Annotated in this window: 22 protein-coding genes and 2 tRNA genes; 9 read left to right on the forward strand and 15 right to left on the reverse strand. The window is 69.3% G+C overall.

Features of this window, described 5'->3' with window-relative positions; all coding sequences use genetic code 11:
* The first annotated feature begins 44 nt into the window (after positions 1-44).
* The gene (locus tag ORI60_RS34635; RefSeq protein WP_266042222.1) at positions 45-1,001 is read left to right on the forward strand and encodes a GNAT family N-acetyltransferase; all 957 of its coding nucleotides are present in this window, start codon (positions 45-47) and stop codon (positions 999-1,001) included.
* On the opposite strand, the gene ORI60_RS34640 is transcribed toward ORI60_RS34635, so the two are convergent.
* On the reverse strand, positions 985-2,355 hold the full coding sequence (locus ORI60_RS34640) for a PLP-dependent aminotransferase family protein (protein ID WP_266042223.1): 1,371 nt from the start codon (positions 2,353-2,355) through the stop codon (positions 985-987). The genes ORI60_RS34635 and ORI60_RS34640 overlap by 17 nt on opposite strands.
* Before the next feature lie 67 nt (positions 2,356-2,422).
* Here ORI60_RS34640 and ORI60_RS34645 point away from each other — a divergent pair, with 67 nt between their 5' ends.
* Entirely contained in the window at positions 2,423-3,067 is a 645-nt protein-coding gene (locus tag ORI60_RS34645; protein WP_266042224.1) for a pyridoxamine 5'-phosphate oxidase family protein, read from the forward strand.
* Here ORI60_RS34645 and ORI60_RS34650 read toward each other — a convergent pair.
* The 4 genes from ORI60_RS34650 to ORI60_RS34665 all read right to left on the reverse strand — a co-directional run bounded on the left by ORI60_RS34650 (position 3,048) and on the right by ORI60_RS34665 (position 6,411).
* A complete protein-coding gene (locus tag ORI60_RS34650) occupies positions 3,048-3,506 on the reverse strand; it encodes a cysteine dioxygenase (RefSeq protein ID WP_266042225.1) in 459 nt (152 codons plus the stop codon). The two genes, ORI60_RS34645 and ORI60_RS34650, sit on opposite strands and share 20 nt — an antisense overlap.
* Before the next feature lie 118 nt (positions 3,507-3,624).
* Positions 3,625-4,692 carry a cystathionine gamma-lyase gene (locus ORI60_RS34655; RefSeq protein ID WP_266042226.1) on the reverse strand — a complete coding sequence of 356 codons (1,068 nt, stop codon included), beginning with the start codon at positions 4,690-4,692 and terminating at the stop codon, positions 3,625-3,627.
* Entirely contained in the window at positions 4,689-5,699 is a 1,011-nt protein-coding gene (locus ORI60_RS34660) for an NAD(P)H-dependent glycerol-3-phosphate dehydrogenase (protein ID WP_266042227.1), read from the reverse strand. The genes ORI60_RS34655 and ORI60_RS34660 overlap by 4 nt, the downstream gene beginning before the upstream one ends.
* 4 nt (positions 5,700-5,703) lie before the next feature.
* Positions 5,704-6,411: a lysophospholipid acyltransferase family protein gene (locus tag ORI60_RS34665; protein WP_266042228.1), complete on the reverse strand. Its 708-nt coding sequence runs from the start codon at positions 6,409-6,411 to the stop codon at positions 5,704-5,706.
* Between the two features lie 71 nt (positions 6,412-6,482).
* Here ORI60_RS34665 and cofC point away from each other — a divergent pair, with 71 nt between their 5' ends.
* From cofC to ORI60_RS34680, 3 genes are all read left to right on the forward strand, one after another.
* Complete coding sequence (gene cofC, locus ORI60_RS34670; RefSeq protein ID WP_266042229.1) at positions 6,483-7,106, forward strand: 2-phospho-L-lactate guanylyltransferase; 624 nt, start codon at positions 6,483-6,485, stop codon at positions 7,104-7,106.
* Positions 7,107-7,159: 53 nt separating this feature from the next.
* Entirely contained in the window at positions 7,160-8,134 is a 975-nt protein-coding gene (locus ORI60_RS34675) for a hypothetical protein (RefSeq protein ID WP_266042230.1), read from the forward strand.
* Between the two features lie 170 nt (positions 8,135-8,304).
* Positions 8,305-9,474: an acyltransferase family protein gene (locus ORI60_RS34680; RefSeq protein WP_266042231.1), complete on the forward strand. Its 1,170-nt coding sequence runs from the start codon at positions 8,305-8,307 to the stop codon at positions 9,472-9,474.
* Here ORI60_RS34680 and ORI60_RS34685 read toward each other — a convergent pair.
* The gene (locus tag ORI60_RS34685) at positions 9,393-10,928 is read right to left on the reverse strand and encodes an LVIVD repeat-containing protein (protein WP_266042232.1); all 1,536 of its coding nucleotides are present in this window, start codon (positions 10,926-10,928) and stop codon (positions 9,393-9,395) included. The genes ORI60_RS34680 and ORI60_RS34685 overlap by 82 nt on opposite strands.
* A gap of 344 nt (positions 10,929-11,272) precedes the next feature.
* Here ORI60_RS34685 and ORI60_RS34690 point away from each other — a divergent pair, with 344 nt between their 5' ends.
* Positions 11,273-13,552, forward strand: coding sequence for an RNA degradosome polyphosphate kinase (locus ORI60_RS34690; protein WP_266042233.1), 2,280 nt, complete (start codon positions 11,273-11,275; stop codon positions 13,550-13,552).
* Complete coding sequence (locus tag ORI60_RS34695) at positions 13,552-14,469, forward strand: NUDIX hydrolase (RefSeq protein WP_266042355.1); 918 nt, start codon at positions 13,552-13,554, stop codon at positions 14,467-14,469. Before ORI60_RS34690 ends, ORI60_RS34695 begins: the two co-directional genes overlap by 1 nt.
* A 331-nt stretch (positions 14,470-14,800) precedes the next feature.
* Here the strand turns inward: ORI60_RS34695 and ORI60_RS34700 are convergent, their stop codons facing one another.
* The 3 genes from ORI60_RS34700 to leuC form a co-directional block, all read right to left on the reverse strand.
* The gene (locus ORI60_RS34700) at positions 14,801-15,472 is read right to left on the reverse strand and encodes an HU family DNA-binding protein (protein WP_266042234.1); all 672 of its coding nucleotides are present in this window, start codon (positions 15,470-15,472) and stop codon (positions 14,801-14,803) included.
* A 186-nt stretch (positions 15,473-15,658) separates the two neighbouring features.
* Positions 15,659-16,261: a 3-isopropylmalate dehydratase small subunit gene (leuD, locus tag ORI60_RS34705; RefSeq protein ID WP_266042235.1), complete on the reverse strand. Its 603-nt coding sequence runs from the start codon at positions 16,259-16,261 to the stop codon at positions 15,659-15,661.
* Between the two features lie 2 nt (positions 16,262-16,263).
* Positions 16,264-17,670, reverse strand: a complete 1,407-nt coding sequence (gene leuC / locus ORI60_RS34710) for a 3-isopropylmalate dehydratase large subunit (RefSeq protein WP_266042236.1) — start codon at positions 17,668-17,670, stop codon at positions 16,264-16,266.
* Positions 17,671-17,743: 73 nt separating this feature from the next.
* Between leuC and ORI60_RS34715 the strand changes: the two genes are divergently transcribed.
* Positions 17,744-18,445: an IclR family transcriptional regulator gene (locus ORI60_RS34715; RefSeq protein WP_176929766.1), complete on the forward strand. Its 702-nt coding sequence runs from the start codon at positions 17,744-17,746 to the stop codon at positions 18,443-18,445.
* Between the two features lie 498 nt (positions 18,446-18,943).
* On the opposite strand, the gene ORI60_RS34720 is transcribed toward ORI60_RS34715, so the two are convergent.
* From ORI60_RS34720 to ORI60_RS34730, 3 genes are all read right to left on the reverse strand, one after another.
* A tRNA-Glu gene (locus ORI60_RS34720) sits at positions 18,944-19,016 on the reverse strand.
* Between the two features lie 137 nt (positions 19,017-19,153).
* Positions 19,154-19,225: transfer RNA gene (locus ORI60_RS34725), tRNA-Gln, on the reverse strand.
* Between the two features lie 150 nt (positions 19,226-19,375).
* Positions 19,376-20,113 (reverse strand): HAD family hydrolase, encoded by a 738-nt coding sequence (locus ORI60_RS34730; protein WP_266042237.1) that lies wholly within the window; start codon positions 20,111-20,113, stop codon positions 19,376-19,378.
* Positions 20,114-20,491: 378 nt separating this feature from the next.
* Between ORI60_RS34730 and ORI60_RS34735 the strand changes: the two genes are divergently transcribed.
* Positions 20,492-21,748 (forward strand): FAD-dependent oxidoreductase, encoded by a 1,257-nt coding sequence (locus ORI60_RS34735; protein WP_266042238.1) that lies wholly within the window; start codon positions 20,492-20,494, stop codon positions 21,746-21,748.
* Here ORI60_RS34735 and ORI60_RS34740 read toward each other — a convergent pair.
* The 3 genes from ORI60_RS34740 to cimA form a co-directional block, all read right to left on the reverse strand.
* The gene (locus ORI60_RS34740) at positions 21,738-22,397 is read right to left on the reverse strand and encodes a response regulator transcription factor (RefSeq protein WP_266042239.1); all 660 of its coding nucleotides are present in this window, start codon (positions 22,395-22,397) and stop codon (positions 21,738-21,740) included. The two genes, ORI60_RS34735 and ORI60_RS34740, sit on opposite strands and share 11 nt — an antisense overlap.
* A gap of 67 nt (positions 22,398-22,464) precedes the next feature.
* On the reverse strand, positions 22,465-23,223 hold the full coding sequence (locus ORI60_RS34745) for a fumarylacetoacetate hydrolase family protein (protein ID WP_090008481.1): 759 nt from the start codon (positions 23,221-23,223) through the stop codon (positions 22,465-22,467).
* 17 nt (positions 23,224-23,240) lie between these two features.
* Entirely contained in the window at positions 23,241-24,824 is a 1,584-nt protein-coding gene (gene cimA, locus ORI60_RS34750) for a citramalate synthase (RefSeq protein ID WP_266042240.1), read from the reverse strand.
* Positions 24,825-24,942: the final 118 nt, after the last annotated feature.

Genomic DNA, 24,942 nt, shown 5'->3' on the forward strand with positions numbered 1-24,942 from the left:
CCCGTTTGGGCGATTGTGCCCACCCTGCAGTTAGCCTCGGCCGCGTGCTGGAGATCGAACCGCTCGACCTGGAGGACGCCGCCGCACTCCGCGCCTACGCCGACGTGCGGATCGCGGCCAGTCCGGGGTCGAGCAGGGAACGGATCATCGCGTCACTGCGGGAGACGAACCCGGACTTCGGCGAGGTGATCCGCCTGATCGCCCGCCGCGACGGCGAAGGCGTCGGCATCGCCTCCGCGGGTCTGCCCGGCGGCGTGAACGCACGGCTGGCGATCGGTCCGATCACGGTGCACCCGGACCACCTCAGACAGGGCATCGGCACCGCGCTGCTGGAACGGTTGCTGCCCGAGCTGCGCGTCCGCGGCCGCGACACGCTCGAGAGCTGGGGTGTGGTCAAGGGCAGTGCGGGCGAGCACTGGGCGGTGGCGCGCGGGTTCCACGTGGCCGCGTCCAGGGTGGTCCAGCTGCTGACGGTCGCCGACGTCGATCCCGTGTCCTGGGAGCTGGACGTGCCGGCCGGATACCGGTTGGAGCGGTGGATCGGCGCGACGCCGGAGCACCTGCTGGTGTCGGTGGCCGCGACCCGGCAGTCGATCCACGACGCGCCGGCCACGGAGTCCGCGGTGCGGGCGCCGGAGTGGACGCCGGAGGTGGTGCGGGCAGAGGAGGCCGAGGCCCGCGCGGGCGGGGTCGAGCACCGCGTCGTCGTCGCGGTCGAGGAAGCCACCGGTCTCGTGGTCGCGCTGACCGACGTGCCGCTGCATCCCGGCGACTCGGCCCACACGCACTGGGGAAGCACGATGGTCAGGCCCGCTCATCGAGGTCACGGGCTCGGGCGAGTGGTCAAGGCGCACATGCTGCGGTGGCTGGTCGCGGACCGGCCCGCGCTCGAACGCGTCGACACCGGAACGGATGCGTCGAACTCCCACATGATCAGGGTGAACGAGCAGCTGGGCTTCGTCACCGACCGCGAGGTGGTCGTGGTCAGCCGGACCTTCTGAGCAGCTCCGTCAGCACCGGCAGAGCGCTCAGCAGCTGCTCCCGCGAGCACGCGCTGTACCCGATGACGAGCCCGTGCAGCTTGGGCCGGTTCACGTAGTGCCGGGCCAGGCCGTCGACCCGCAGGCCGCGTTCGAGAGCCTGCCTCATCAGCTCGCGCTCCTGCTCGGCGCTGGGCAGCAGCACCACGACGTGCGCGCCCGCGTCGTCGCCGAGCACCTCGATGCCGGCGTCGGCGAACGTGCCGGTGATGAGCGCACGTCGTTCGGACAGCTCTCGCCGGAGCTTGCGCAGGTGCCGGCCGAGGTCGCCCGTGCGCGCCAGTTCGACGACGACCCGCTGCCCCGCGGCGGCCGGGCTGGTGCCGGTCAGGTCGCGGTGTTCGAGGACGGTCGTGGCGATGTGCTCGGGGGCGACCATCCAGCCCGCGCCCAGGGTCGGCGTGAGGATCTTGCTCGTGGTGCCGAGGTGGACCACGACGTCGGGGGCCAGGGCGGCCAGCGACGGCAGCGGCGCCACGTCGTACCGGAGTTCGCCGTCGTAGTCGTCCTCGATGACGAGCCAGCCGTCGCGCCGGGCGCGTTCGACCAGCGCGACCCTCCGCGCCGCCGACATGCGGCCGCCCAGCGGGTACTGGTGGGCGGGCGAGCAGTAGACGGCCTTCACGCCCGCCGGCACGGCCTTCGGGAGCAGGCCCTCGGCGTCGACGGCGGCCTGGACGACCTTCAGGCCGTTGGCGCGGAAGACGCCCACCGCCCGCTGGTAGCCGGGTTCCTCGACGGCCACCGCGTCGCCGCGCTTCAGCACCGCGACGGCGATCTCGGTCAGCACGGCGGTGGTACCGCCGGTCGCGAGCACCGGGTCGGCGTTGACGGCGAGACCGCGGTGGCGCAGCAGGTGTTCGGCGATGGCCTCGCGGTACTCGGGCAGGCCTGCGCGTTCGGCACGGGACAGCGGCGGCGCGTCCGCCCCGGCCCGCCAGGCCCGGCGCCAGGCCGCGCGGTCGAGGCCACCGGCCCAGGGCGCACCGGTGCCGAGGTCCACGAAGTCGGTGATCACGGGCGCCAAGGGCTTGCGCGAACGTTTGCGCAACGGGCCGGGCGGCGTCGTGGTGACATAGGTGCCGGAGCCGTGGCGACCGGCGATCCACCCCTCCGCGTGCAGCTGTTCGTAGGCGGCGGCGGTGACCGTGCGGGACACTCCGAGGGAGTCGGCCAGCGCGCGCGTGGACGGCAACCGGTCGCCCGCGCGCAGACGGCCCTCCGACGCGGCGGAACGCAGCGCGTCGGCCAGCTGGACGGCGAGCGGTTCGGCGGACTCGCGGTCCAGCGCCACGGGCAGCGCGGTCTCAGCCAAAGTGGCCTTCTCGAATCGATGGAAAATGGCGCTTCAATGATGCCACTTTCCCGAGCACAGTGGAACCATGACCACTGACGTGCAGCTCTCCCCCACCCCGCGCAGCACCGTCGTCCGCGGCAAGAAGCGGGCCGTCGAGGACCGTCAGGTGCTCTACGACATCCTCGACGCGGGCCTCGTGTGCCACCTGGCCGTGGAGGTCGACGGGGCGCCGTTCCTCATCCCCACCGCGTACGGACGGGACGGCAACCGCATCTTCCTGCACGGCTCGACGGGGTCGCGGTCCATCAGGAGCATGCTGGAGGGCAAGCAGGTCTGCGTCGCCGTCACGCTCGTGGACGGCGTCGTCTACTCGCGGTCGGTGTTCCACCACTCGATGAACTACCGGTCCGCGATCATCCACGGCACCGCGAAGATCGCCGAGGACCCCGGGCACGCCCTGCGCACGATCGTCGAGCACGTCACGCCGGGCAGCTGGGACTACGCGCGCCAGCCGTCCAGGAAGGAGCTCGCGCAGACGGCCGCGCTGGAGATCGACCTGACCGAGGCGAGCGTGAAGGTCCGCGAGGGCGGGCCGGGCGAGGAGCCGTCGGACCTCGAAGCGAACCTCGTGTGGGCCGGGCACATGCCGCTCGTCACGACGTGGGGTGCGCCTGTGCCGCACGAGACGGACAAGGCCGTCCCGCCGCACGTCAGCGAACGGGCCCGTTGACCGGGTCGTAGCGGTACGAGGTCATCGCGCGGGTGCCGTGGCGGTAGACGTGGATCGACACGGCCGGGTCCACGCCGTCGTTGCGCACCTGGTGCACGTAGCCGGGCCCCCACACACGCGACTGACCGGCGTGCAGCGAGTGCACGACCTGGATCCTGGTGGTGACGACCTCGGTCAGCAGGCCGCTGACCACGGTGAACGCACCCGAGGTGTGGTCGTGGTCGTGCAGCGACGCGGTCTGGCCGGGGAGCCAGCTCATCAGCCAGATCTCCTGGTCGTCGGTCTTGTCGACCAACGCCGAGAAGCGCTCCTCCGGGTCGTACCGGAGCAGGTGCTTCCAGCGGTCGCGGTCGGCGGCCCACGACAGAGCCACTCGAACGGGGTGCAGCAACGTGGAGTTCTCGGACAGCACGACGCTGTTCTCAGGAACGGCGAACATCGGAGAAAAGTCCTAACCAGGCGAATGCGCGAAAAGAGGACGCGGGACTATCGCCAGGTACAACAGCAACATGCGTTGAAGGACATGGAGCAGAGGGTCCCGGAACCGGGACCCTCCGTCAATCCAGTCCCAAGGCGTGGGACACGTCCGCGACCAGATCGCGGGTGTCCTCGCAGCCGGCCGAGAAGCGCACCAGGCCTTCCGGCACCGGGTCGCCGAACTGCGCGCGCCGGTCGGCCGTCGAGTGCAGGCCGCCGAACGACGTGGCCGCCGACACCAGCTTCGAGCGCGCCAGGAACTCGTTCACCGCTTCGGCCGACTCGAGCTCGAACGTCAGCACGCCGTTGAAGCGCCGCATCTGCTGCGCCGCCACGAGGAACGAGGGGTCGTCCGACGCTCCCGGCCACCGCAGGTTCGCCACCCGGCCCTTCAGCAGCGCGTGGATCGCCGCCGCGTTCTCCGCCTGGCGGGCGAGCCGCAGGTCCAGGGTTCCGAGGCCGCGCAACGCGAGCCAGGTCTCAAAGGGGCCGGGGATGGCGCCGTTCAACGTCCGCGCGTCGCGGATCCGGGCCGCCAGCTCGGTGCTCGCCAGCGTGACGTGTCCGAAGAGGACGTCGCTGTGCCCCGCGACCGCCTTGGTGTCCGAGGCGACCACGACGTCCGCGCCCAGCTCCAGCGGCCGCTGCCCGAGCGGCGTCGCGGTCGTGTTGTCGACGGCCAGCAACGCGCCCGCGGCGTGCGCCTGATCCGCCAGCGCGGCGATGTCGCAGACGTCCAGGCCCGGGTTCGACGGCGTCTCCAGCAGCACCAGCCGCACGCCCTCGAACGAGGGGTACGGCCCGGCCGTGGGCACCTCGACCACGTTCACGTCCATTTCGGACACGAACTTCCTCGTCAGGAAGTAGCCGTCCGAAGGGACGACCAGCGTGTCGCCGGCGGACAGGACGGTCCTCAGCAACGTCGAGATGGCTGCCATCCCGGACGGGAAGACGACGCACTCCCCGCCTTCGAGCGAGCCCAGCGCGCTTTCGAGAGCACGCCACGTCGGGTTGCTCGCGCGGCCGTAGTAGTCCTGACCGCCCAGGTGGTACGCCGACGCGAACACCGGCTGCGCGCCGAACGGGTCGCCCGGCTCGCCCGAGACCACGTGCACGACCCGCGTGCCATCACCGAGTTCGGGGTTCACTGGCGCTCGTGCTTCCGGTCGCGGCCCAGGAGCGCGGCACCGAGCTCACGCACGCTCAGCCCGTCGTGGCAGACCTGGTGGACGCCTTCGGTGATCGGCATGTCGACCCCGTTCGCGTGGGCGAGCTCGCGGATCGACGAGCAGGACTTCACGCCTTCGGCGACCTGCCCGTGCGCGGCTTCCTGCGCCTGCGCGAGGGTGTCGCCGCGCCCGAGCCGTTCGCCGAAGGACCGGTTGCGCGACAACGGCGACGCGCAGGTCGCCACCAGGTCGCCCAGTCCGGCGAGGCCCGCGAACGTCAGCGGGTCGGCGCCCAGCGCCGCGCCCAGCCGCGCCGTCTCGGCCAGGCCGCGGGTGATGATCGACGCCATCGTGTTGTCGCCGTACCCCATGCCCGCCGCCATGCCGCACGCCAGCGCGATGACGTTCTTGCACGCCCCGCCGAGCTCGCAGCCGACGACGTCGGTGTTGGTGTAGGGGCGGAAGTACGAGTTCGAGCACGCGTGCTGCAGGTCGACCGCGCGGTCGTGGTCCGTGCACGCGATGACGGTGGCGGTCGGCTGCTCGACCGCGATCTCCTTGGCCAGGTTGGGCCCGGACACCACGGCCACCTGCGACTCGTCGACACCGGCGACCTCGCGGATCACCTCGCTCATCCGCTTCAGCGTGCCGAGCTCGACGCCCTTGGACAGCGACACCAGCGTCGCGTCCGGCGGCAGCAGTTCCCTCCACGCCGACAGGTTCACCCGCAACGTCTGCGACGGCACGGCCAGCACCACCGCGTCCGCGCCGTCCAGCGCCTTCGCCGGGTCGGAGGTGGCGGTGAGGTTGGCGGGCAGCGAGATGCCGGGCAGGTAGCCGGAGTTCACGCGGGTCTCGGTGATCTCGGAGGCGACGTCCTGACGCCGCGCCCACAGCACCACCTCGGGACCGGAGTCCGCGATGACCTTCGCGAAGGCCGTGCCCCACGAACCGGAGCCGAGCACCGCAACACGTTCGATCGCCATGTGTTCAGGCCTTCCTCGGTCCGTAGAACCCTTCGGGTGCCTGCTGCTGACGCACCTCGGCCAGGTGCTGCTTGACCGTGCCCATCAGCAGGTCCGTGACCTCGCGCAGCAACGGGAGCGTCTCCTCCTTGCCGCGGTACGCGGAGAGGTCGACCGGCTCACCGACGAAGTGCGTGATCGTCTTGCGCGGGAACGGCCGGAACTTCTTCTGGTAGTGGTTGTAGAGGTCGAGCGTGCCCCAGCGGGCGACGGGGATGACCGGGCCGTCGTGCTGCAGCGCGAGCCGGGCCACGCCGGTGCGCGAGTTCGCGGGCCAGCCGTCGGGGTCCTTGGTGATCGTGCCCTCCGGGTAGATCACCACGACCTGACCGGTCTCCAGCGCGTTGTGCGCCTCGCGCAGGCTCTGCTGGGCGTCCGTGGTGCCCCGGTAGACGGGGATCTGCTTCGCGCCCTTCAGAATGCTGCCCATGATCGGCACGTTCCACAGGCTGTGCTTCGCGAGGAAGTGCGGCACGCGGTAGTTCTTGTGCACGAACATGGCGTCGTAGCACGGGTCGAGGTGCGAGATGTGGTTCATGACGAGCAGCGCGGCACCTTCGCGCGGGATGCGTTCCCCGTGCACCATCCGGTGCCTGCCCAGCACGAACGACATGGGGTACACGATCGCCGCGGCGACCCCGACCCAGAAGCCGCCCTTCTCCCTTTTGGCCACGAGGCCTCTCCTAACCTGCGTAGATCTGCGCCCGAGAGCACAGTAGTCGCCGAATCGTGGACTATGGCGAGGTGCGGGATGAAGTTGACCTCGTGGTTCCGGTGAAGACGCTGGACCGGGCCAAGACCAGGCTGACCAGCGCGACCGGCGGAGATCCGGTGTCACACGCGGCGCTGGCGCTCGCGCTCGCCCTCGACACGGTGAGTGCGGCCGCGGCCACTCCCGGCGTCCGGCGCGTGGTCACCATCACATCGGACCCGGCGGTCGCGGCCGAAATGGCCGCGCTGGGCGTCGAGTCGCTGCCGGAACCGGCGCGGCCAGGGCTCAACGCGGCGCTGGAACACGGTGCGCGCACGCTCCGCTCGTCGCGCATCGGTGCGCTCCAGGCCGACCTGCCGGCGTTGCGGTCCGACGAGCTGCAGGCCGCGCTCGAAGCGGCTCGTGGCCGCCGCGCGTTCGTCCCCGACCGCCAGGGCACCGGCACGACGCTGCTCCTCGCCGCGCCCGGCGGAGAGCTCGACCCGCGCTTCGGCGTCGGATCGGCCGGGCTCCACCGGCTTTCCGGTGCCGTCGCGCTCATCGGACCGTGGCCGTCGCTGCGCTGCGACGTGGACACGGAAGAGGATCTGCGGCTCGCGCTCGCACTCGGTCTCGGCACGCGCACCGCGAACGCCTTGCCCGCCTGGACAACCTGAGCACCCGCCACACGTCTTCCGGGTCACTGGGGTGATCACGATTTGGGAGACTGATGCGAGCGCTCATCGCGCTGGCGGGGGTCACGGCCATCGCGGGCTGTGTCGCCGCCTATCCGATCGACCGGCCGTCCGACTACACGGCGGAGAGCAAGCTCAGCACCTGCCGGGTGGACCTGCCCCAGAGCTGGAAGGACCTGCTGTCCCTCGACAGGACGGAGGCGGGTCCGCACGAGAAGGTCGTGGTCGTGGCGGCGAACGAGGACGCAGGCACGACACTGGTGAAGACGACGCGCAACAGGACGACCGAACTCGTGCTGCACGACCACGGCAAGCGCCAGCAGGTGATGGCGGTGCAGAACGACGGACAGCTCTTCGGCGTCGAGTTCGACGGCCGATGGGTGACGTTCTCCACGACACCGCACCCGGAGAACCACGCCACCACGACTTACGCGTGGGACTCGCGCAACGACGGCGCGCCGGTGCGCATAGGCAGCAACGGCGCTGTGCTGCACAACGGCAAAGCCGCCTGGTCCGACAGCGCGGGCGTGCACCTCTACGACCTGGCCAAGAAGAAGGACAGGCTCGTCGGCCCGGGCAAACTACCGGCTTTCCTGGGTGACGCGGTCATCTGGCTGCAGGACGGTGAGTTCCGCGCCGAGGGCGCGTTGCCCGAGCAGCTGAAGAACGCCGGCCCCGGTGGCAGCGTGGCGTCCGACGGCCGCACGGTGGTGTGGACGCGGGGCGAGAAGCTGATCGGCTGGCGCGAGGGCTGGGCGGAACCGCGGGAACTGGCCGGGGTCAGGTCGTCGCCGAGGACCGAGGGCATCTTGTTCCCGCGGGTCAGCGGCGACTTCGTGTCGTGGCAGTCGGAGTCGTCGTACGTCACGGACATCCGCAGCGGCGCGACCGTGCACACGACCGAGGGCGGGTACTGGCTGGAAGTCCACGGCGGAGCGCTGACACAGCAGGGGTGGCGCGTCGCGGCCGCCGCCCCGTTGGAGAAACTCTCACCGCTCTCCCGCTGCTGACCGGCCCGTCCCCGTTGCTCGCCCTGTTGAATCCGTGACGAACGACACGAAAATGTTGGTTTGGGCAACTCAGCAGGGAACCCCGGCACCTTTACATCCGTATCCCCCAGTGCCGACGACGCTTCCCCCGGTGTCGTCATCCCCGACGCATTGCCTGAGGTGTTTCCTGCATGACTTCACTGACGCACGCCGACTACCTGGCGTTGCGCCGCTTTCCCGCTCTGGACGGCCTGCGTGCGATTGCCGCGGTGCTGGTCGTCTTCTTCCACTACGGCGGACCGGACCGGCTCCAGGGCTGGGCCGGTGTCCAGATGTTCTTCGTCCTCAGCGGATTCCTGATCACCACGCTCATGCTGCGCGAAGAGCGGCGGACAGGCCGGATCTCGCTCAGTGAGTTCTACCTGCGGCGGGGGTTCCGGATCCTCCCCGTGTACTTCGTGGTCCTGCTCGTCACAGTCGTGGCGTCCGCGCTGGCCGGGACGTTCCTGAGCAACGGCATCGGCCCCGCGCTGCCGTACTTCCTCTCCTTCACCAACGAGTTCGCCGGCGCCAGCCCTTACGGGCAGTCCTGGTCGCTGGGCATCGAGCAGAAGTTCTACCTGGTCTGGCCGCTGGTGGCGATCGCGCTGGGCACCGTCGTGCTGCGCCGCCGTGCCGGTGCCGCCGCCCTCGGCATGCTGCTCGCGCTCGTGCTCGTGAACTTCACCACGTCGCACAGCAACCCCGGCTGGCCGTTGCACTACTTCTCGATCCTGACGGGCGTGCTGCTCGCGGTCGCTCTGCACAGCCCGCGCGGATTCGCCCTGCTGCGGCCGCTCACGAACCGGGCCGCGCAGGTCATCGTCTCGATCGGATTCGTCGCGGTGCACCTGAGCGTGAAGCCGATCGCCGGATTCCTCGACGGGATGAACGGAATTCCCGGTCACGTGCTCGTCATCCCGGTGTACGCGCTCGCGACGGCCGTGCTGCTGACAGCGATGATCGCGCCCGGACCGGCCACGACGTTCCTGTCCGTAAAACCGATGGTGTTCGTCGGCGAGCGCTCGTACTCCCTTTACCTGGTGCAGACGATCGCCGCGACCGTCATCGCGTTCTTCTGGCCCGCGCTGTCCGGTCTCGGGCAGGCCGTCGTGGTCACGGCGCTGGGGCTGGCGCTGGCGAGCGTCCTGCACACGACCGTGGAGATCCCGATGATCAACCTCGGCCGGCGCGTGATCACCCGCCAGCGCGCGAAGACCGCTGTCCGGTCCGGCGTGGCTCAGCAGGGCGCGCCGCAGGCTCCCGCACCGCAGTCCGCGGAGTCGTCGCGGTTGGCGACCATCGGGCAGGCCCAGCCGTAGAACGGGTTCGGGGCGAGCGGCACGGGCTCCCTGTCGCTCTCCCTGGCCAGTTCCCTGGCGTGGTGCGCGGTCAGCGTCACGGGAGTGCCGCTCGCCTGCGCCTCGTAGGCGCCCTTCTCCAGCTGCAGGATCTCGACGCCGCGCGAGATGTCCGCCACGAACACGGTGCCGCGGTGCCAGTACGGCGCCCAGGACGTCGCGGTGTCCGGCCGCCAGTACCCGATCTGGATCGGCCTGGCCGGGTTGGAGATGTCCAGGAACCGGGTGCCCTGGTTGTACCAGGAGTAGGCCACGATCCTCTTCTGCACGTCGAAGTAGTGCGCGGAGCACGTGACGTTGCCGGGGATCGTGCCCTCCTGGTCGTCCGGGCTCCAGATGCCGACCGTCTTCATCTCCTTGGGCGTCTCGCCCCAGCCCTCGCCGTTGTGCGTGCCCTGCAGCGACGAGATGACGAAACGGCCCTCGGTCTTGCACGTGGGCGAGCCGAACGCCTCCTCGGTGTGCAGCAGCAGCGAGCCCGGCGGGTTCTCACGCGTGGGCAGCGGACCGTCGAGCAGCGTCCGGCCGGCCGGGCGGAACGAGTTGTGCGTGAACGAGGTCGGCATGTCCGCCTTCGGCACGGCACCGCCCGCGTACGGGACGGGGTCCCACGCCTTCGCCTCGCGGTACTCGCCGGTCAACGGGTCGCGGTGCCAGCCCTGCGTGTAGTAGCCGCGGGTGCCGTCGTCGCCCGCCACCCACGCGATGCCCTGGGCGTCGACCTGGACGTCGTGCGTGATCTTCCCCTCGCCCGCCCTGCCGCGGACGTCGACGGAGACCGGGAGTTCCTTCGGGGTCTTCGGATCGCGGATGTCCGTGACGAAGATCCGGCCGGTCCTGGCGTCCGACCTGTCCAGCCCGGCCGTCCAGAGGAAGGAGCAGTCGTTGACGCAGGTGCTGGTGTGGCCGGTGTTCTGCCGGTGGAAGCTGAGGATCCGGAGGTCGGCCGGGTCCACAGCGGACACGATGTAGTTGCCGGTCGGGCGGTCGCCGGGCAGCGCGCGGCCGAACGAGTTGACCTCACGCGCCAGGAACGCGAGCTTGCGCTTGGGGTCGACGTTGATGTCCTCGTTCTCCCAGAAGCGCTTCGTCGGGTCGTCACCCGGCAGCGCCATCTCCTCCTTGGTGAGGTGGTCGAGGAGCTTCGGCTTGTCGAGATCGGTGACGTCGAACGTCTTGAGCCCGGTCTCCATGCTCACGAACGCCACGTCGCGCTTGCCGTACTGGGCGAACGCGATCGAGATGGCCCGTTCGGTGCCGGGGAGCGAGGCTTTCAGGCGGACGTTCTTCGCCGCCGCCTGCAGTCGTGGTTTGTCCACCTCGGGAGTGCGGGGTTCGGCGGAAGCCGCCGAAGCCAGGCCTGCCGTGGTGAAGGCCAACAGGGTCGCCGCGGTGATCGTGGCAATAACCTTCATGGATCGACCCTGGCAGCGGCGCGAGCGGGACGTGTAGGTCCGAACGTCTGGTGCTGTCCCCGCCCACCGCCGGCCGCACTAGGGTTCTGGTCCGTGCAGGCGACCGTGTCTACTTTTAACAGTGACGGCTCTGCCGTCGTTCTGCGGGATGACGGCGTTCTCGTCGACGTGAGTGCCGAAGCCGTCACGGCGGGTGGCTGGCGAATGCTGCGTCCGGGGCAGCGGGTGACCCTCGAACGTAGCCCCGGCGGGGTCGTCACCGCTCTTCGGATGCCTGTTCTGTGACGAGGAGTTCACCGAACGGACGTCCTGGTTAGGGGCGCTCACGGCGATAGTGCGCCACAATGCGTGACGTGAGCAAGGACGACAACGACGGTAAGGCGACACCCTCCCGACGCCGCACCCCGCGTGCGAAAGCGGAAGCGGCGACCCCGCGCAAACAGCCGCGCGCGGCGACCCGGCGAGTTTCGACGACCCGGGCGAAGGTCGAACGCGGCCCCACGGCCGCCGCCCCGTTGCGCGGCGTGCCTTCCGCACCGCCCGCGGTGACGTCCAGCGCGATCCCGACCGACCTCCCGGACGACCGGTACTTCAACCGTGAGCTGTCCTGGTTGGACTTCAACGCACGCGTGCTCGCACTGGCCGAGGACTCCTCGCAGCCGCTGCTGGAGCGCGCGAAGTTCCTCGCGATCTTCGCCTCGAACCTGGACGAGTTCTACATGGTCCGGGTCGCGGGCCTGAAGCGGCGCGCGGAGACCGGTCTGTCGGTGCGCAGCGCGGACGGGCTCACGCCGCGAGAGCAGCTCGTGTCGATCTCCAAGCGCACGCAGGAACTCGTGGAGCAGCACGCCCGCACGTTCCTCGACCACATCCGGCCGGGCCTGGAAGAGCACCGGATCAGCATCGTGACGTGGGGCGACCTCACGGACTACGACCGGCTGAGGCTCTCCAACTACTTCAGCGAGCAGGTGTTCCCGGTCCTGACGCCGCTCGCGGTCGACCCGGCGCACCCGTTCCCCTACATCTCGGGGCTGTCGCTGAACCTCGCCGTGACCGTGCGCGACCCCGAGGGCGGCGGTGAGCGCTTCGCCCGCGTGAAGGTGCCGGACAACGTGCCGCGCCTCGTCCGGGTGGAGGGGGACCGGTCCTCGTCCTCCGCGACCTTCCTGCCGCTGGAGGAACTCATCGCCGCGCACCTGGGCGAGCTGTTCACCGGCATGGAGGTCATCGAGTGCCACGCGTTCCGCGTGACGCGCAACGCGGACCTCGAGGTCGAGGAGGACCGCGACGAGGACCTGTTGCAGGCGCTGGAACGCGAGCTCGCGCGGCGCCGGTTCGGTCCGCCGGTGCGCCTGGAGGTCGCCGACGACATGACCGAGCACATGCTCGAACTGTTGTTGCGGGAGATGGAGGTCGACCCGCACGACGTCGTGACCGTGCCCGGCCTGCTCGACCTGTCGTGCCTGTGGCAGCTCTACGGCATCGACCGCAAGACGTTGAAGGACCCGGCGTTCGTGCCGGCGACGCACCCGGCGTTCGGGGAGCGCGAGACGCCCAAGAGCGTTTTCGCGACCCTGCGCGAGGGCGACGTCCTCGTGCACCACCCGTACGACTCGTTCTCCACGTCGGTGCAGCGCTTCATCGAGCAGGCCGCGGCCGACCCGCACGTGCTCGCCATCAAGCAGACGCTGTACCGCACGTCCGGCGACTCCCCCATCGTGGACGCGCTGATCGACGCGGCCGAGGCGGGCAAGCAGGTCGTGGCGCTGGTGGAGCTGAAGGCGCGCTTCGACGAGCAGGCGAACATCAAGTGGGCACGGGCGCTGGAAAAGGCGGGCGTGCACGTCGTCTACGGCCTGGTGGGCCTGAAGACGCACTGCAAGACGTCGCTCGTGGTGCGCCAAGAGGGCTCGACGATCCGCCGCTACTGCCACATCGGCACCGGCAACTACAACCCGAAGACCGCGCGGTTGTACGAGGACGTCGGCATTCTGACCGCCGAGCCGACGATCGGCGCGGACCTCACCGACCTGTTCAACGTGCTGACCGGCTACGCCCGCCAGGACGAGTACCGCTCGCTCCTCGTCGCGCCCTACGGCGTCCGCAAGGGCATCGTCGACCGCATCAACATGGAGATCGAGCGCGCGCAGGCCGGTGAGCCCTCGGGCGTGCGCATCAAGGTGAACTCGCTCGTGGACGAGCAGGTCATCGACGCGCTCTACCGGGCGTCGCAGGCCGGCGTGCCCGTCGACGTGGTGGTGCGCGGCATCTGCGGCCTGAAGCCGGGCATCAAGGGGCTGTCGGAGAACATCCGGGTGCGGTCGATCCTGGGCCGGTTCCTGGAGCACTCGCGCGTCTTCCACTTCGTCGCCTGCGACGAGTACTGGATCGGCAGCGCGGACATGATGCACCGCAACCTGGACCGCCGCGTCGAGGTGGCCCTGCGCGTGGCCGACCCGCGCCTGACCAAGCAGCTGGGCGACATGTTCGAGTCCGCGCTCGACCCGCACACGCGCTGCTGGGTGCTGCGCCCTGACGGAGAATGGGACGCCTCGCCCGCGGACGGCTCGTCCGTGCGGGACCACCAGATGGAACTGCTGCACAGGCACGGAGCTCTTGGGTGATCAAAGCTGCTGGGGCGGTGCTCTGGCGCGATGCCGACGGTGACGTCGAAGTCGCGGTGGTGCACCGCCAGCGTTATGACGACTGGTCCCTGCCGAAAGGCAAACTGGACCACGGAGAGACGATTCCGGCCTGTGCGGTGCGGGAGGTGGAAGAGGAGACGGGCTTCTCCTGCGTCCTCGGCCGTCATCTCCGGCAGGTGTCGTATTCGGTGAAGGGCGTGCCGAAGACGGTCGACTACTACTCCGCTCAGGCCGTTTCCGGTTCTTTCGTCCCCAATGAAGAGGTCGATCTGCTGCGGTGGCTGCCGATCGCCCAGGCGTCGGAACTGCTGACCTATGAGCCCGACCGGGACGTGCTGACCGAGTTCGCCCGCCTGCCCGCGGACCTGCTGATCGTTCTGCTGGTGCGGCACGCGAAGGCCGGGAAGCGATCGGAGTGGAACGGCGACGACGACCTCCGCCCGCTCTCAGACGCGGGCTGGCGCCAGGCCGCGGCACTGCGCGCCCTGTTGCCCCTGTGGGCGCCTGCGCGCGTTCACACGGCGCCCAGAGTGCGTTGCGTGGACACCGTGCGGGGCGTGGCCGAGGACCTGGACGTGGAGATGGTCGAGGAGCCGCGCCTGTCGGAGGAGGGCTACTGGCCCGATCCGGACGCCGGCCTCGTGCGACTGCTGGAGGTCGCCGCTCTCGAGGGCCGCGCCGTCCTCTCCTCGCAGGGCGGCGTGATCCCGTCCATCGTGCAGTCGCTGGCCGAGCTGGGCGGGCTGCGGCTCGAGGAGATCCCCTGCAAGAAGGGCAGCACGTGGGTGCTGGCCTTCACCAGGCCGTTCGGCACCTGGTCTACTTCGGACTCGCCTTCGCACTGGCCAACCCTGGTGTCGGCGCACTACCTGGCCTCCGCGCTGGCCCGACCCTGAGGCCGTCTGCAGACGTTTTCAACCGCCGTCTTCCCTCTCCGACGAAAGTTCGCCTGTGGCAACCAAGTCGGGCCGGAAGGCGGCGGTTTCGCTTGTGCCGGGGGTGTTCACAGGCGTGACTGCGTTGTTTCTCTGCGTTCGCAGGCGTGCCGGCGTTATTTCTATTGGAGCGCCACACGTTCTTGGCCCGCGCCCGATCCGCGAGTTCGCGTCGGTCGTCCGGCCGCCGTCTGCGGAGCAGCGGCAGAAAAACACGAAGGCCCCGGTGTGCGCACACCGGGGCCTTCCGCGTTGGAGCTGAAGTGACGCAGCCTCCCGCAGGAGGCCCGTCTCACTTCTTCTTGGCAGCCGTCTTGCGAGCAGCCGGCTTCGCAGCCGCGGTCTTCGCGGCGGGCTTGGCAGCGGCCGTCGTCTTGGCAGCGGCCGGCTTGGCAGCAGCCGTGGTGCGCTTGGCCGGAGCCTTCGCGGCGGCAGCCGGCTTCGCGGCGGCGGCCTTGGTGGCGGTCGCCTTCGCGGGCGCCTTGGCAGCAGCGGGCTTCGCCGCGGCCGTGGTGGTGCGACGGGTCGCGGGCGCCTTGGTGGCGGCCGCGGCCGTGCGGGTACGCGTCGTGGTCGTCGCGCGGGTCGTCGCGGCCTTGGTCGCCGGAGCCTTGGCAGCCGCGGGCTTCGCGGCGGCAGCGGCGGCGGGCTTCGCGGCGGCCTTGGCGGCAACGGCCTTCGGCAGCTTCTTCGCACCGCTGATGACGTCCTTGAACGTCGAGCCGGGGCGGAACGCGGGCACGTTGGTCTTCTTGACCTTCACGGTCTCGCCCGTGCGCGGGTTGCGCGCGGTGCGAGCCGCACGGGCGCGCTTCTCGAAGACGCCGAAGCCCGTGATGTTGACCTTCTCGCCCTTGTTGACGCTGCGGACGATCACGTCCACGAGGCCGTCAACAGCAGCACCGGCGGTCTTCTTGTCTCCAAGGCGCTCGGCGAGCGCCTCGATGAGCTGGGCCTTATTCACCGTCAGTCCCTCCCAGGACGCTCACGGCCCTAAGAGACGGGCCGACTAGAACGCAACGGTAGGCCCAAAACGCGAGAAATACCAATCGCCACGCCAGATTTTTCGTTGTGGCGTGGCTAATTGCGCCCCTTCGAGGGACAGGAGGCGCCGGATTCACCCCTGGAGAAGGGGGAATCCGGCCCCCTCTCAGACCGCCGGAAGCGGATCCGTTGTGGGCAGCCAAGTCTGGCGATTGCCCTCGAATGCGCTGATCTCGGGCTCGTGGCGCAGCGTCAAAGCGATGTCGTCGAGGCCTTCCAGAAGGCGCCAGCGGGTGTAGTCGTCGATCTCGAACGGGGCTACCAAGTCCTTGGCGCGAACGGTCTTGTCGGTGAGGTCCACCGTGACCGGCGTGCCGGGCTCGGACTCCAGCAACTTCCACAGCAGCTCGACATCGGACTGGCTGCACTGCGCCGCCACGAGCCCCTGCTTGCCGGAGTTGCCCCGGAAGATGTCCGCGAACCGGGACGAGACGACGACCCGGAAGCCGTAGTCCATCAACGCCCAGACGGCGTGTTCCCGAGAGGACCCGGTGCCGAAGTCGGGACCCGCGACGAGCACGCTGCCCGCCTTGAAGGGCTCCTGGTTGAGGATGAAGTTCTCGTCACCGCGCCAGGCGGCGAAGAGCCCGTCCTCGAACCCGGTGCGGGTCACGCGCTTGAGGTAGACGGCCGGGATGATCTGGTCGGTGTCCACGTTGGACCTGCGCAGCGGCACACCGACGCCCGTGTGGGTGGTGAAGGCATCCATGGTCAGTTCTCCAGGTCTGCGGGGGCCGACAGGGTGCCGCGCACGGCCGTGGCGGCGGCGACGAGCGGGGAGACGAGGTGCGTCCGGCCGCCCTTGCCCTGCCTGCCCTCGAAGTTGCGGTTCGAGGTCGACGCGCTGCGCTCGCCGGGCGCGAGCTGATCCGGGTTCATGCCAAGGCACATCGAGCAGCCGGCCTGCCGCCATTCGGCGCCCGCGTCGAGGAACACCTTGTCCAGGCCCTCGTCCTCCGCCTGCTTGCGCACCCGCATCGAACCGGGGACGACCAGCATCCGTACTCCTGAAGCGACGCGCTTCCCCTTGATGACGTCCGCCGCGGCCCGCAGGTCCTCGATGCGCCCGTTGGTGCAGGAGCCGAGGAACACCGTGTCCACGCGGATGTCGCGCAGCGGCGTGCCGGGCTCGAGGCCCATGTACGTCAGCGCCTTCTCGGCGGCCACGCGCTCGTTCTCGTCCACGATCTTCTCGGGATCGGGGATGGTGGCGCTCAGGGGCAGGCCCTGGCCGGGGTTCGTGCCCCACGTGACGAACGGCGTGAGCTCCGCCGCGTCGATGGTCACTTCCGCGTCGAACGTCGCGTCGTCGTCGGTGCGCAGCGTCTTCCAGTACTCGACGGCCGCGTCCCAGTCCGCGCCGGACGGTGCGTGCGGACGCCCGGAGATGTAGTCGAAAGTCGTGTCGTCCGGTGCGATCATGCCGGCGCGGGCACCCGCCTCGATCGACATGTTGCAGACCGTCATGCGCGCTTCCATCGACAGCGCCTCGATGGCGCTGCCGCGGTACTCGAGCACGTAGCCCTGCCCGCCACCGGTTCCGATCTTCGCGATGACGGCGAGGATGATGTCCTTCGCCGTGACGCCCTCGCCGAGCGCGCCGTTGACGTTGATGGCCATCGTCTTGAACGGGCGCAGCGGCAACGTCTGCGTCGCCATCACGTGCTCGACCTCGGACGTGCCGATGCCGAACGCGAGCGCGCCGAACGCACCGTGGGTGCTCGTGTGACTGTCGCCGCACACCACCGTCATGCCCGGCTGCGTGAGGCCGAGCTGCGGCCCGACCACGTGGACGATGCCCTGCTCGAAGTCCCCCATCGGGTGCAGCCGCAGCCCGAACTCCGCGCAGTTGCGCCGGAGCGTCTCAACCTGCGTGCGCGACACGAGATCCGCGATCGGCTTGTCGATGTCGACGGTCGGAACGTTGTGATCCTCGGTGGCGATCGTGAGATCGGGCCTGCGCAGCTTGCGGTTGGCAAGGCGGAGCCCGTCGAAAGCCTGGGGGCTGGTGACTTCGTGCAGCAGGTGGAGGTCGATGTAAAGCAGGTCCGGCTCCGCGCCACTTCCGTGGCGCACAACGTGTGCCTCCCACACCTTCTCCGCGAGCGTGCGGCTCATCGCGACATCTCCCACATCATGGACGCGCCGACAGATCTGGACTTCTCACTGTCTGGGAAGTTAGTATCGGCTTGTGGGACAGCATAGCGGGATCGGCGTGCTGGACAAGGCAGTGGCCGTGTTGAACGCCGTAGCAAAAGATCCTTGTGGCCTGGCCGAGTTGTGCAACCGCACCGGCCTGCCGCGGGCGACCGCGCACCGCCTGGCCGTGGGCCTGGAGGTGCACCGGTTGCTGCGCCGGGGCTCCGACGGCCGCTGGCGCCCAGGAGCGGCTCTGGCCGAACTGGCAGGCGGCGCAACGGACCCGTTGCTGGATGCCGCTTCTTCAGTACTGCCGCGCCTGCGCGACATCACGGGCGAGAGCGTGCAGCTCTACCGCCGCGACGGCATGCAACGAGTCTGCGTCTCCTCGGCGGAACCTCCGTCGGGCCTGCGGGACACGGTCCCGATCGGCGCGAGGCTCCCGATGACAGCGGGCTCGGGCGCCAAGGTTCTGGCCGCGTGGTCGGACCCGGGCACCCAACGCGCCGTCCTGGCCGACGCCGTCTACGGCGAACGCACTCTCCTTGAAGTCCGCCGCCGAGGCTGGGCCCAAAGCGTCGCAGAACGAGAACCAGGCGTGGCCTCGGTCTCGGCCCCGGTACGAGACTCCGCGGGCGCAGTAGTGGCAGCAGTCTCAGTCTCGGGCCCCATCGACCGCATGGGCCGCCGCCCAGGAGCCCGCTGGGCAGCAGACCTACTGGCAGCAGCCGAAGCACTACAAAGCCGTCTCTAAAGCACCAATCTCTCCGAAGGCCGCCCTCCCCACGGGAAGGGCGGCCTTCGCACTTCCACCCCACGACACGCCGCCCATCCCACCCCGACACGCGGAACACCACCCCGAACAGACATGAGCCCAAACGGCCCAACGCCAAGCCGAGAAGCACAGCAAGGGCAACCACAAGCTCGGGAGCCCAAAGGAAGCCGGCAGAAGTGCCGGAGACATTCACAAGCCAGCCCAACACGATTAACGATGGCAAGCGAAGCGACGCCCCAACAATGGCGCCGAAGCGAAGCGAGGCGACACTCACATTCCCAGCAGGCCACCCCGATGCGAAGCGAGGGCACCCATATCGCGAGCGAAGCGAAGCGCCCACCACAAGGTCATGGGCAACACCCACGCCGGGGGTCCGGGGGCGGAGCCCGCCGGCTGGGGTCTGGGGGCTTGGCCCCCAGAAGACAATGCGAAAGAGGCCTGTCTGCGCACTCCGCAGACAGGCCTCTGACACCTCTGTAGCCCCGAAGGGATTCGAACCCTCGCTACCGCCTTGAGAGGGCGGCGTCCTAGGCCGCTAGACGACGGGGCCCTAGAACTTCTTGCTGGTGTGAACCTTATCAGATCGCTCTGTCCGGTCCAAATCCGGCTATTCAGTTCTTTTTACTGCCAGGTCTTGCATTTTCAGCAGCTCCGGAAGCTTACCCGAGGGCAGTTCTTCCTTCGCAGCTGGGGTACCAGGACTCGAACCTAGACTAACTGAACCAGAATCAGTCGTGCTGCCAATTACACCATACCCCATTGGCTTCGACGATCGACTTCGTTGTCCCGTGGGAGTTCCGAGGTCCTCGTTGCTGCCGAGAGAAATACTAGACCACGCCCCCCGCAGAAGTGAAATCGGCCCCCACCTGAACACATCCGCGCAGGTGAGGACCGGTCTCGAAGGTGAACTCAGGCGCTGGCGGTGGAGAGCTCGCACACGAGGAGCTCCGGCAGTTCGGCGAGCGTCGTGATGGACGACAGGCCCGCGGGCAGCGTGCCGCCGCTCGGGCCGATGCGGTTGATCCAGACGCCGTGCATTCCGGCGTCCCGTGCGCCGATGGCGTCGGCGTGCAGGCGGTCTCCCACGTGGACGGTGTCGCCGGGCGGGACGCCCAGGGCCAGGCACGCGGTGTGGAAGATCACGCGGTCCGGCTTGGCGCAGCCCACCTCGCCGGCGATCAGGACGGCGTCGAAGTACTCGGCGAGGCCGAGCTGGGCGATCTTCACGCGCTGGTGGCGGCCCGAGGCGTTGCTGATCGCGGCGATCGGGAGTCCTGTCGCGCGGAGCCAGTCGAGCATCGGGATCGCGTCGGGGAACAGGCACCAGCCGGCGGAGAGGACCTCCTGGCGGCCGATCTCGCGGCGGGTCGCCTCCTCCAGCGACAGCTCCTCGCCGAGAGCGGCGAAGAAGGCCTGCGTCCGGATGTTGCGCATCTGCTCGTACTGGAGCTCACCGGCGAGCTGGCGGGAGACGTGGTCGTCGGTGATCCTCTGCCACAACGACCAGGCGTCGGCGTTACCGACCATCGAGGCCAACGCGGCTCGCGAAGAAGCGCTGTAGTCGACAAGTGTGTCGTCGACGTCCAGGCACACAGCGCGGATCTCGCCGGTTCTCTTACGCGTGAAAGTCGGGGACGCAGTTGTCACCCCGGAAGGTTAGGTGCGAGGGGGCCTCGTCCGATTCGGCTAACGAGGTGATTCCTACAGGTCCTTGCACGATCAAGCAGACCTTGAGGCCCCGAACGAACTAGCGACACTCCTCCGAGCGCCGAATGCAATAGCCCGGTCGAGTGTTGTTAGGCGACACAACGTTCCTCGTCCGCGCCGACCGTTCCGAGAGCGCGACACCCTAGCTCTCCGAACGGCATTTCGCACCAGTCGCAACCTTTTCGAGGCCTGGTCCACCAGACAGTCCACAGTGGACCTGCGAGGACGAGAGCCGCGCCACTCGGAACCGTCTTGACGCCTGCCGCGATCACGAGCATGCTGAGTTTATTCAACGCTGGTTGAAAAAAGGGGATCGACATGGAGAGGACAACCTGCCTCGTCGTCGGCGGCGGGCCTGCCGGAATGGTGCTGGGACTGCTCCTGGCCCGCGGCGGCGTCGAGGTCACGGTGCTCGAGAAGCACGGTGACTTCCTGCGCGACTTCCGCGGCGACACGGTGCACGCGTCGACGCTCACGCTGCTGGACGAGCTGGGGCTCGGTCCCGCGTTCGAGCAGGTGCCGCACCAGGACGTCGACAGGATGGAGGCGCTGCTCGCCGGCGGTGCCAAGGCCACGATCGCCGACCTGTCCCGGCTGCCCGGCCCGAACAAGCGCATCGCGATGGTGCCGCAGTGGGACTTCCTGGACCTGCTGGCGGACGCGGGCAGGCTCGAACCGGCGTTCACGCTGCGGATGAACACCGAGGTCACCGCGATCACCAAGAGCGGCAACAGGGTCACGGGCGTGAAGTACCGGGATCGCGTCGACGGGCACGAGGGCGAGTACGCCGCCGACCTCGTCGTCGCGGCCGACGGCCGGAGCTCGATCCTGCGCGCGGCCGTGGAGCTCCCGGTCTACAGCTTCGGCGCGCCGATGGACGTGTGGTGGTTCCGCCTGCCGCGGAAGGAAGGCGACTCCATCAAGGGCGGTGCCGGGAGGTTCAGCGCCGGCAGCGGGCTCGTCCTCATCCCCCGCGGCGACTACTTCCAGTGCGCCTTCCTGATCCGCAAGGGAACGGACCGGGCGGTGCGCGCCGAGGGCGTCGAGAAGTTCCGCGACCGCGTCGTCACGCTCGTCCCGTGGCTCGCGGACCGCGTGCACCACATCACCGACCTCGACGAGGTCAAGCTGCTGGACGTGAAGCTGGACCGGTTGCGCCGGTGGCACGTCGACGGACTGCTGTGCATCGGTGACGCCGCGCACGCGATGTCACCGGTCGGTGGCGTGGGCATCAACCTGGCCGTGCAGGACGCGGTGGCGGCGGCGACGCTGCTCGCCAAGCCGTTGCGGGAGGGGCGGGTCACCAGCGCGACGCTCGCGAAGGTGCGCGGGCGCAGGCTCTTCCCGACCGTGGTGATCCAGACCGTGCAGCGGGTGATCCACCGGCTGTTCCTCGGCCGCAAGCTCAGCAGCACCGCGACGGTCTCCAGGGCGGGCGTGCCGCTGCCGCTCAAGATCGCGCAGAAGCTGCCGTTCCTCCAGGTGATCCCGGCCTACGTGGTCGCGATCGGGCCACGCCCGGAGCACGCGCCCGACTTCGCGCGGAGGGAACCGCAGACCATCGTCAGGTCGTGACGAACGCCTCGGAGCTTTCGCCGAGCACCATCGCCACGGCGTGCGCGCGGTCACGGGCGCCCAGCTTGCGCAGGATGGCCTTCACGTGGGTCTTCACGGTGTCGTTGCTGATGAAGAGCCGCTGGGCGATGCGGGCGTTGTCCATGCCCTTCGCCATCTCGGCCAGCACGTCGAACTCCCGCGCCGACAGCCGGCCGAGCGACGCGGGAGGCGGCATCCGCGCAGGCAGGCGCGCGAGCGAGCCCACCCGCGCGTCGATCGTGGCGGGAGCACCCCGCACCGCGGCCGCGATCAGCGGCAACAGCTCGGCCACGGGCGAGGTCTTCAGCAGGTAGGCCACCGCGCCGGCGTCGAGCGCCGCGCGGGCCCAGCTCGGACTGTCCGCATTGGACAGAACGACGACGCGGGCGCCCGGCCGGTACTGCGCGGTGTCCCGCACGGTGCGCAGCGGCCCGGCGCCCGGCACGTCGAAGTCCGTGACGACCAGGTCCACCAGCGTGCCGCGCAGGCTGCGCGCAGCCTCGGCCACGTTGTGGGCGATGCCCACAACGCGGAAGCAGTGCGTGCGGTGCAGCGAGAGCCGCAGCCCTTCGGTGATGAGCTGCGATCCGTCGACCAGCAACACTCGGGTGGACGCCTGGTCCGTCATGACACCGGGAAGTTACTCGCGGGTACCGCGCTGCGTAACCTGCCGAACGCCGGATTGCTCCGTACGGCTACCTATTTGCGACCGGATTGGTGAGCGTGCCAAGGCCGTCCACAGTCACGGAGACCGTCTGTCCGGCCCTGATCGGCCCGACCCCGGCCGGGGTGCCGGTCAGGATCAGGTCGCCCGGCAGCAGCGTCATGATGCCGGAGACGTACTCGACGAGTGACGGAATGTCGTGCACCATCAACGAAGTACGGCCGTCTTGTTTGACTTCCCCGTCGACCTCGGTGACGACGCGCACGTCGGAGGGGTCGAAGTCGGTCTCGATGAAGGGGCCCAGCGGGCAGAACGTGTCGAAGCCCTTGGCGCGCGTGAACTGCACGTCCTTCTTCTGCAGGTCGCGAGCCGTGACGTCGTTGGCGATCGTGTAGCCCATGATCACACTGGCGGCCTTGGCCTTCGGCACGTCGCGGCACGGCTGGCCGATGATGACGGCGAGCTCGCCCTCGAAGTCGACGCGCTCGGACACGGCCGGCAGCTTGATCTCGACGTTCGGGCCGACCACCGAGGTGTTGGGCTTGAAGAACAGCAACGGCTCCGCGGGAACCTCGTTGCCGAGCTCCTTCGCGTGGTCGGCGTAGTTCCGGCCCACGCCAATGATCTTGGTGGGCAGGATGGGGGCGAGCAGCCTCACGTCCGCCAACGGCCACTTCCGGCCGGTGAACGTGGGCGTGCCGAAGGGGTGTTCGGCGATTTCCGCGGCCTCGTCGCCTTGGACGGCGACGAAGGCCACGCCTGCGGGATGAGCAATTCGGGCGATGCGCACGGAGCCAGTTTACGAGGTCAGCCACTTCGCACGGATTTGTGCACCAAGGCGTCGCAGAGCGCCAGCCAGCTCGCCTCCACGATGTTGCCGTGCACACCCACGGTCGTCCACTCGCGCTCGCCGTCGGTGGACTCCACCAGCACGCGCGTCACGGCGTCCGTGCCGGGGTGCTCGGTGAGGATGCGCACCTTGTAGTCGGCCAGCTCCACTGTGTCCAACCAGGACAGGTGCGGCAGCAACGCCTTGCGCAGCGCCGCGTCCAGGGCGTGCACGGGCCCGATCCCCTCGGCGGTCGCGATGACCCGCTCCCCCGCCACGTGCACCTTGACCGTGGCCTCGGACACGATCTCGCCGTCCGAGCGGTGGTCGAGCACGACTCGGTAGGACTCCAGCGTGAACGGAGGATCGTCCAGTTGGGACAGCTCGGAGCGCAGCAGGAGCTCCATCGAGGCGTCGGCGGCCTCGAACGACCAGCCCTTCGCCTCCAGTTCCTTGACGCGCTTCAACGCACTGCCGACCTCGGTCCCCCGGCCGGTCAGGTCGAGCCCGAACTCACGTCCCTTGAGTTCGATGCTCGCCCGACCGGCCATCTCGGTGACCAGCACCCGCATGTCGTTGCCGACGGTGTCCGGATCGATGTGGTTGTACAGCTCCGGATCCACCTTGATCGCGCTCGCGTGCAGACCCGCCTTGTGAGCGAATGCTGACGACCCGACGTAGGCCTGGTGGGTGTCGGGTGCGATGTTCGCGATCTCGGCCAACGCATGGGAGACACGGGTGAGCTCGGCCAGTGCCCCGATCGGGAGCACCTCCATGCCGAGCTTGGTCACGAGGTTTCCCACGACGGCGAACAGGTCCGCGTTGCCTGCTCGCTCGCCATAACCGTTGGCGGTGCACTGAACGTGCGTCGCGCCCGCCTGAACGGCCGCGAGGGTGTTCGCCACCGCGCAGGACGTGTCGTCCTGGCAGTGGATTCCTACTCGGAACCCGGTCTTCTCGACGACCTCCGCGACCGTCTCCGCGAGCCCCAGCGGCAGCTGCCCGCCGTTCGTGTCGCACAGCACGACGACGTCCGCGCCACCCTCCACAGCGGACTCCAGCACGCGCAGGCTCGTGTCCGGGGAGAAGGCGTACCCGTCGAAGAAGTGCTCCGCGTCGAGGAAGACGCGCCTGCCGTGGTCCTTGAGGAACCGGACGGTGTCGCGCACCATCTTCAGGTTCTCCCCGGAGTCCGTGCGCAGCGCGCGTTCGATGTGCCTGAGGTCCGACTTGGCCACCAGCGTCACCACCGGCGCCTGGGAGTCGAGGAGTGCCTTGACCTGCGGGTCCTCCTCGACCTTCACCCCGGCCTTGCGCGTCGCCCCGAACGCGACCAGCTTGGCGTGCTTCAGCTCCAGGTCACCGGCCGCCGCACGGGCGAAGAACTCCGTGTCCTTCGGCATGGCGCCGGGCCAGCCGCCCTCGATGAACCCGACGCCGAGCCCGTCCAGCAGCCGCGCGACCGCGAGCTTGTCCGTGACGGAGTACGAAATGCCCTCACGTTGTGCGCCATCGCGCAGCGTCGTGTCGTAGACGTGGAACGCGTCGGTCGGGCCGGCCATCGGGGTCATCTCCTCATCCGGGCAAACAAAAAGACCCCCCGCGGGATGCGAGAGGTCTGCGCGTCGGGTGCCAGGGGCGGCAACTACCCGACGCGCTCGTCGATAATGATGGCGGTGT

The sequence above is a fragment of the Lentzea sp. NEAU-D7 genome (genome assembly GCF_026242055.1).
Classification (GTDB): Bacteria; Actinomycetota; Actinomycetes; order Mycobacteriales; family Pseudonocardiaceae; genus Lentzea.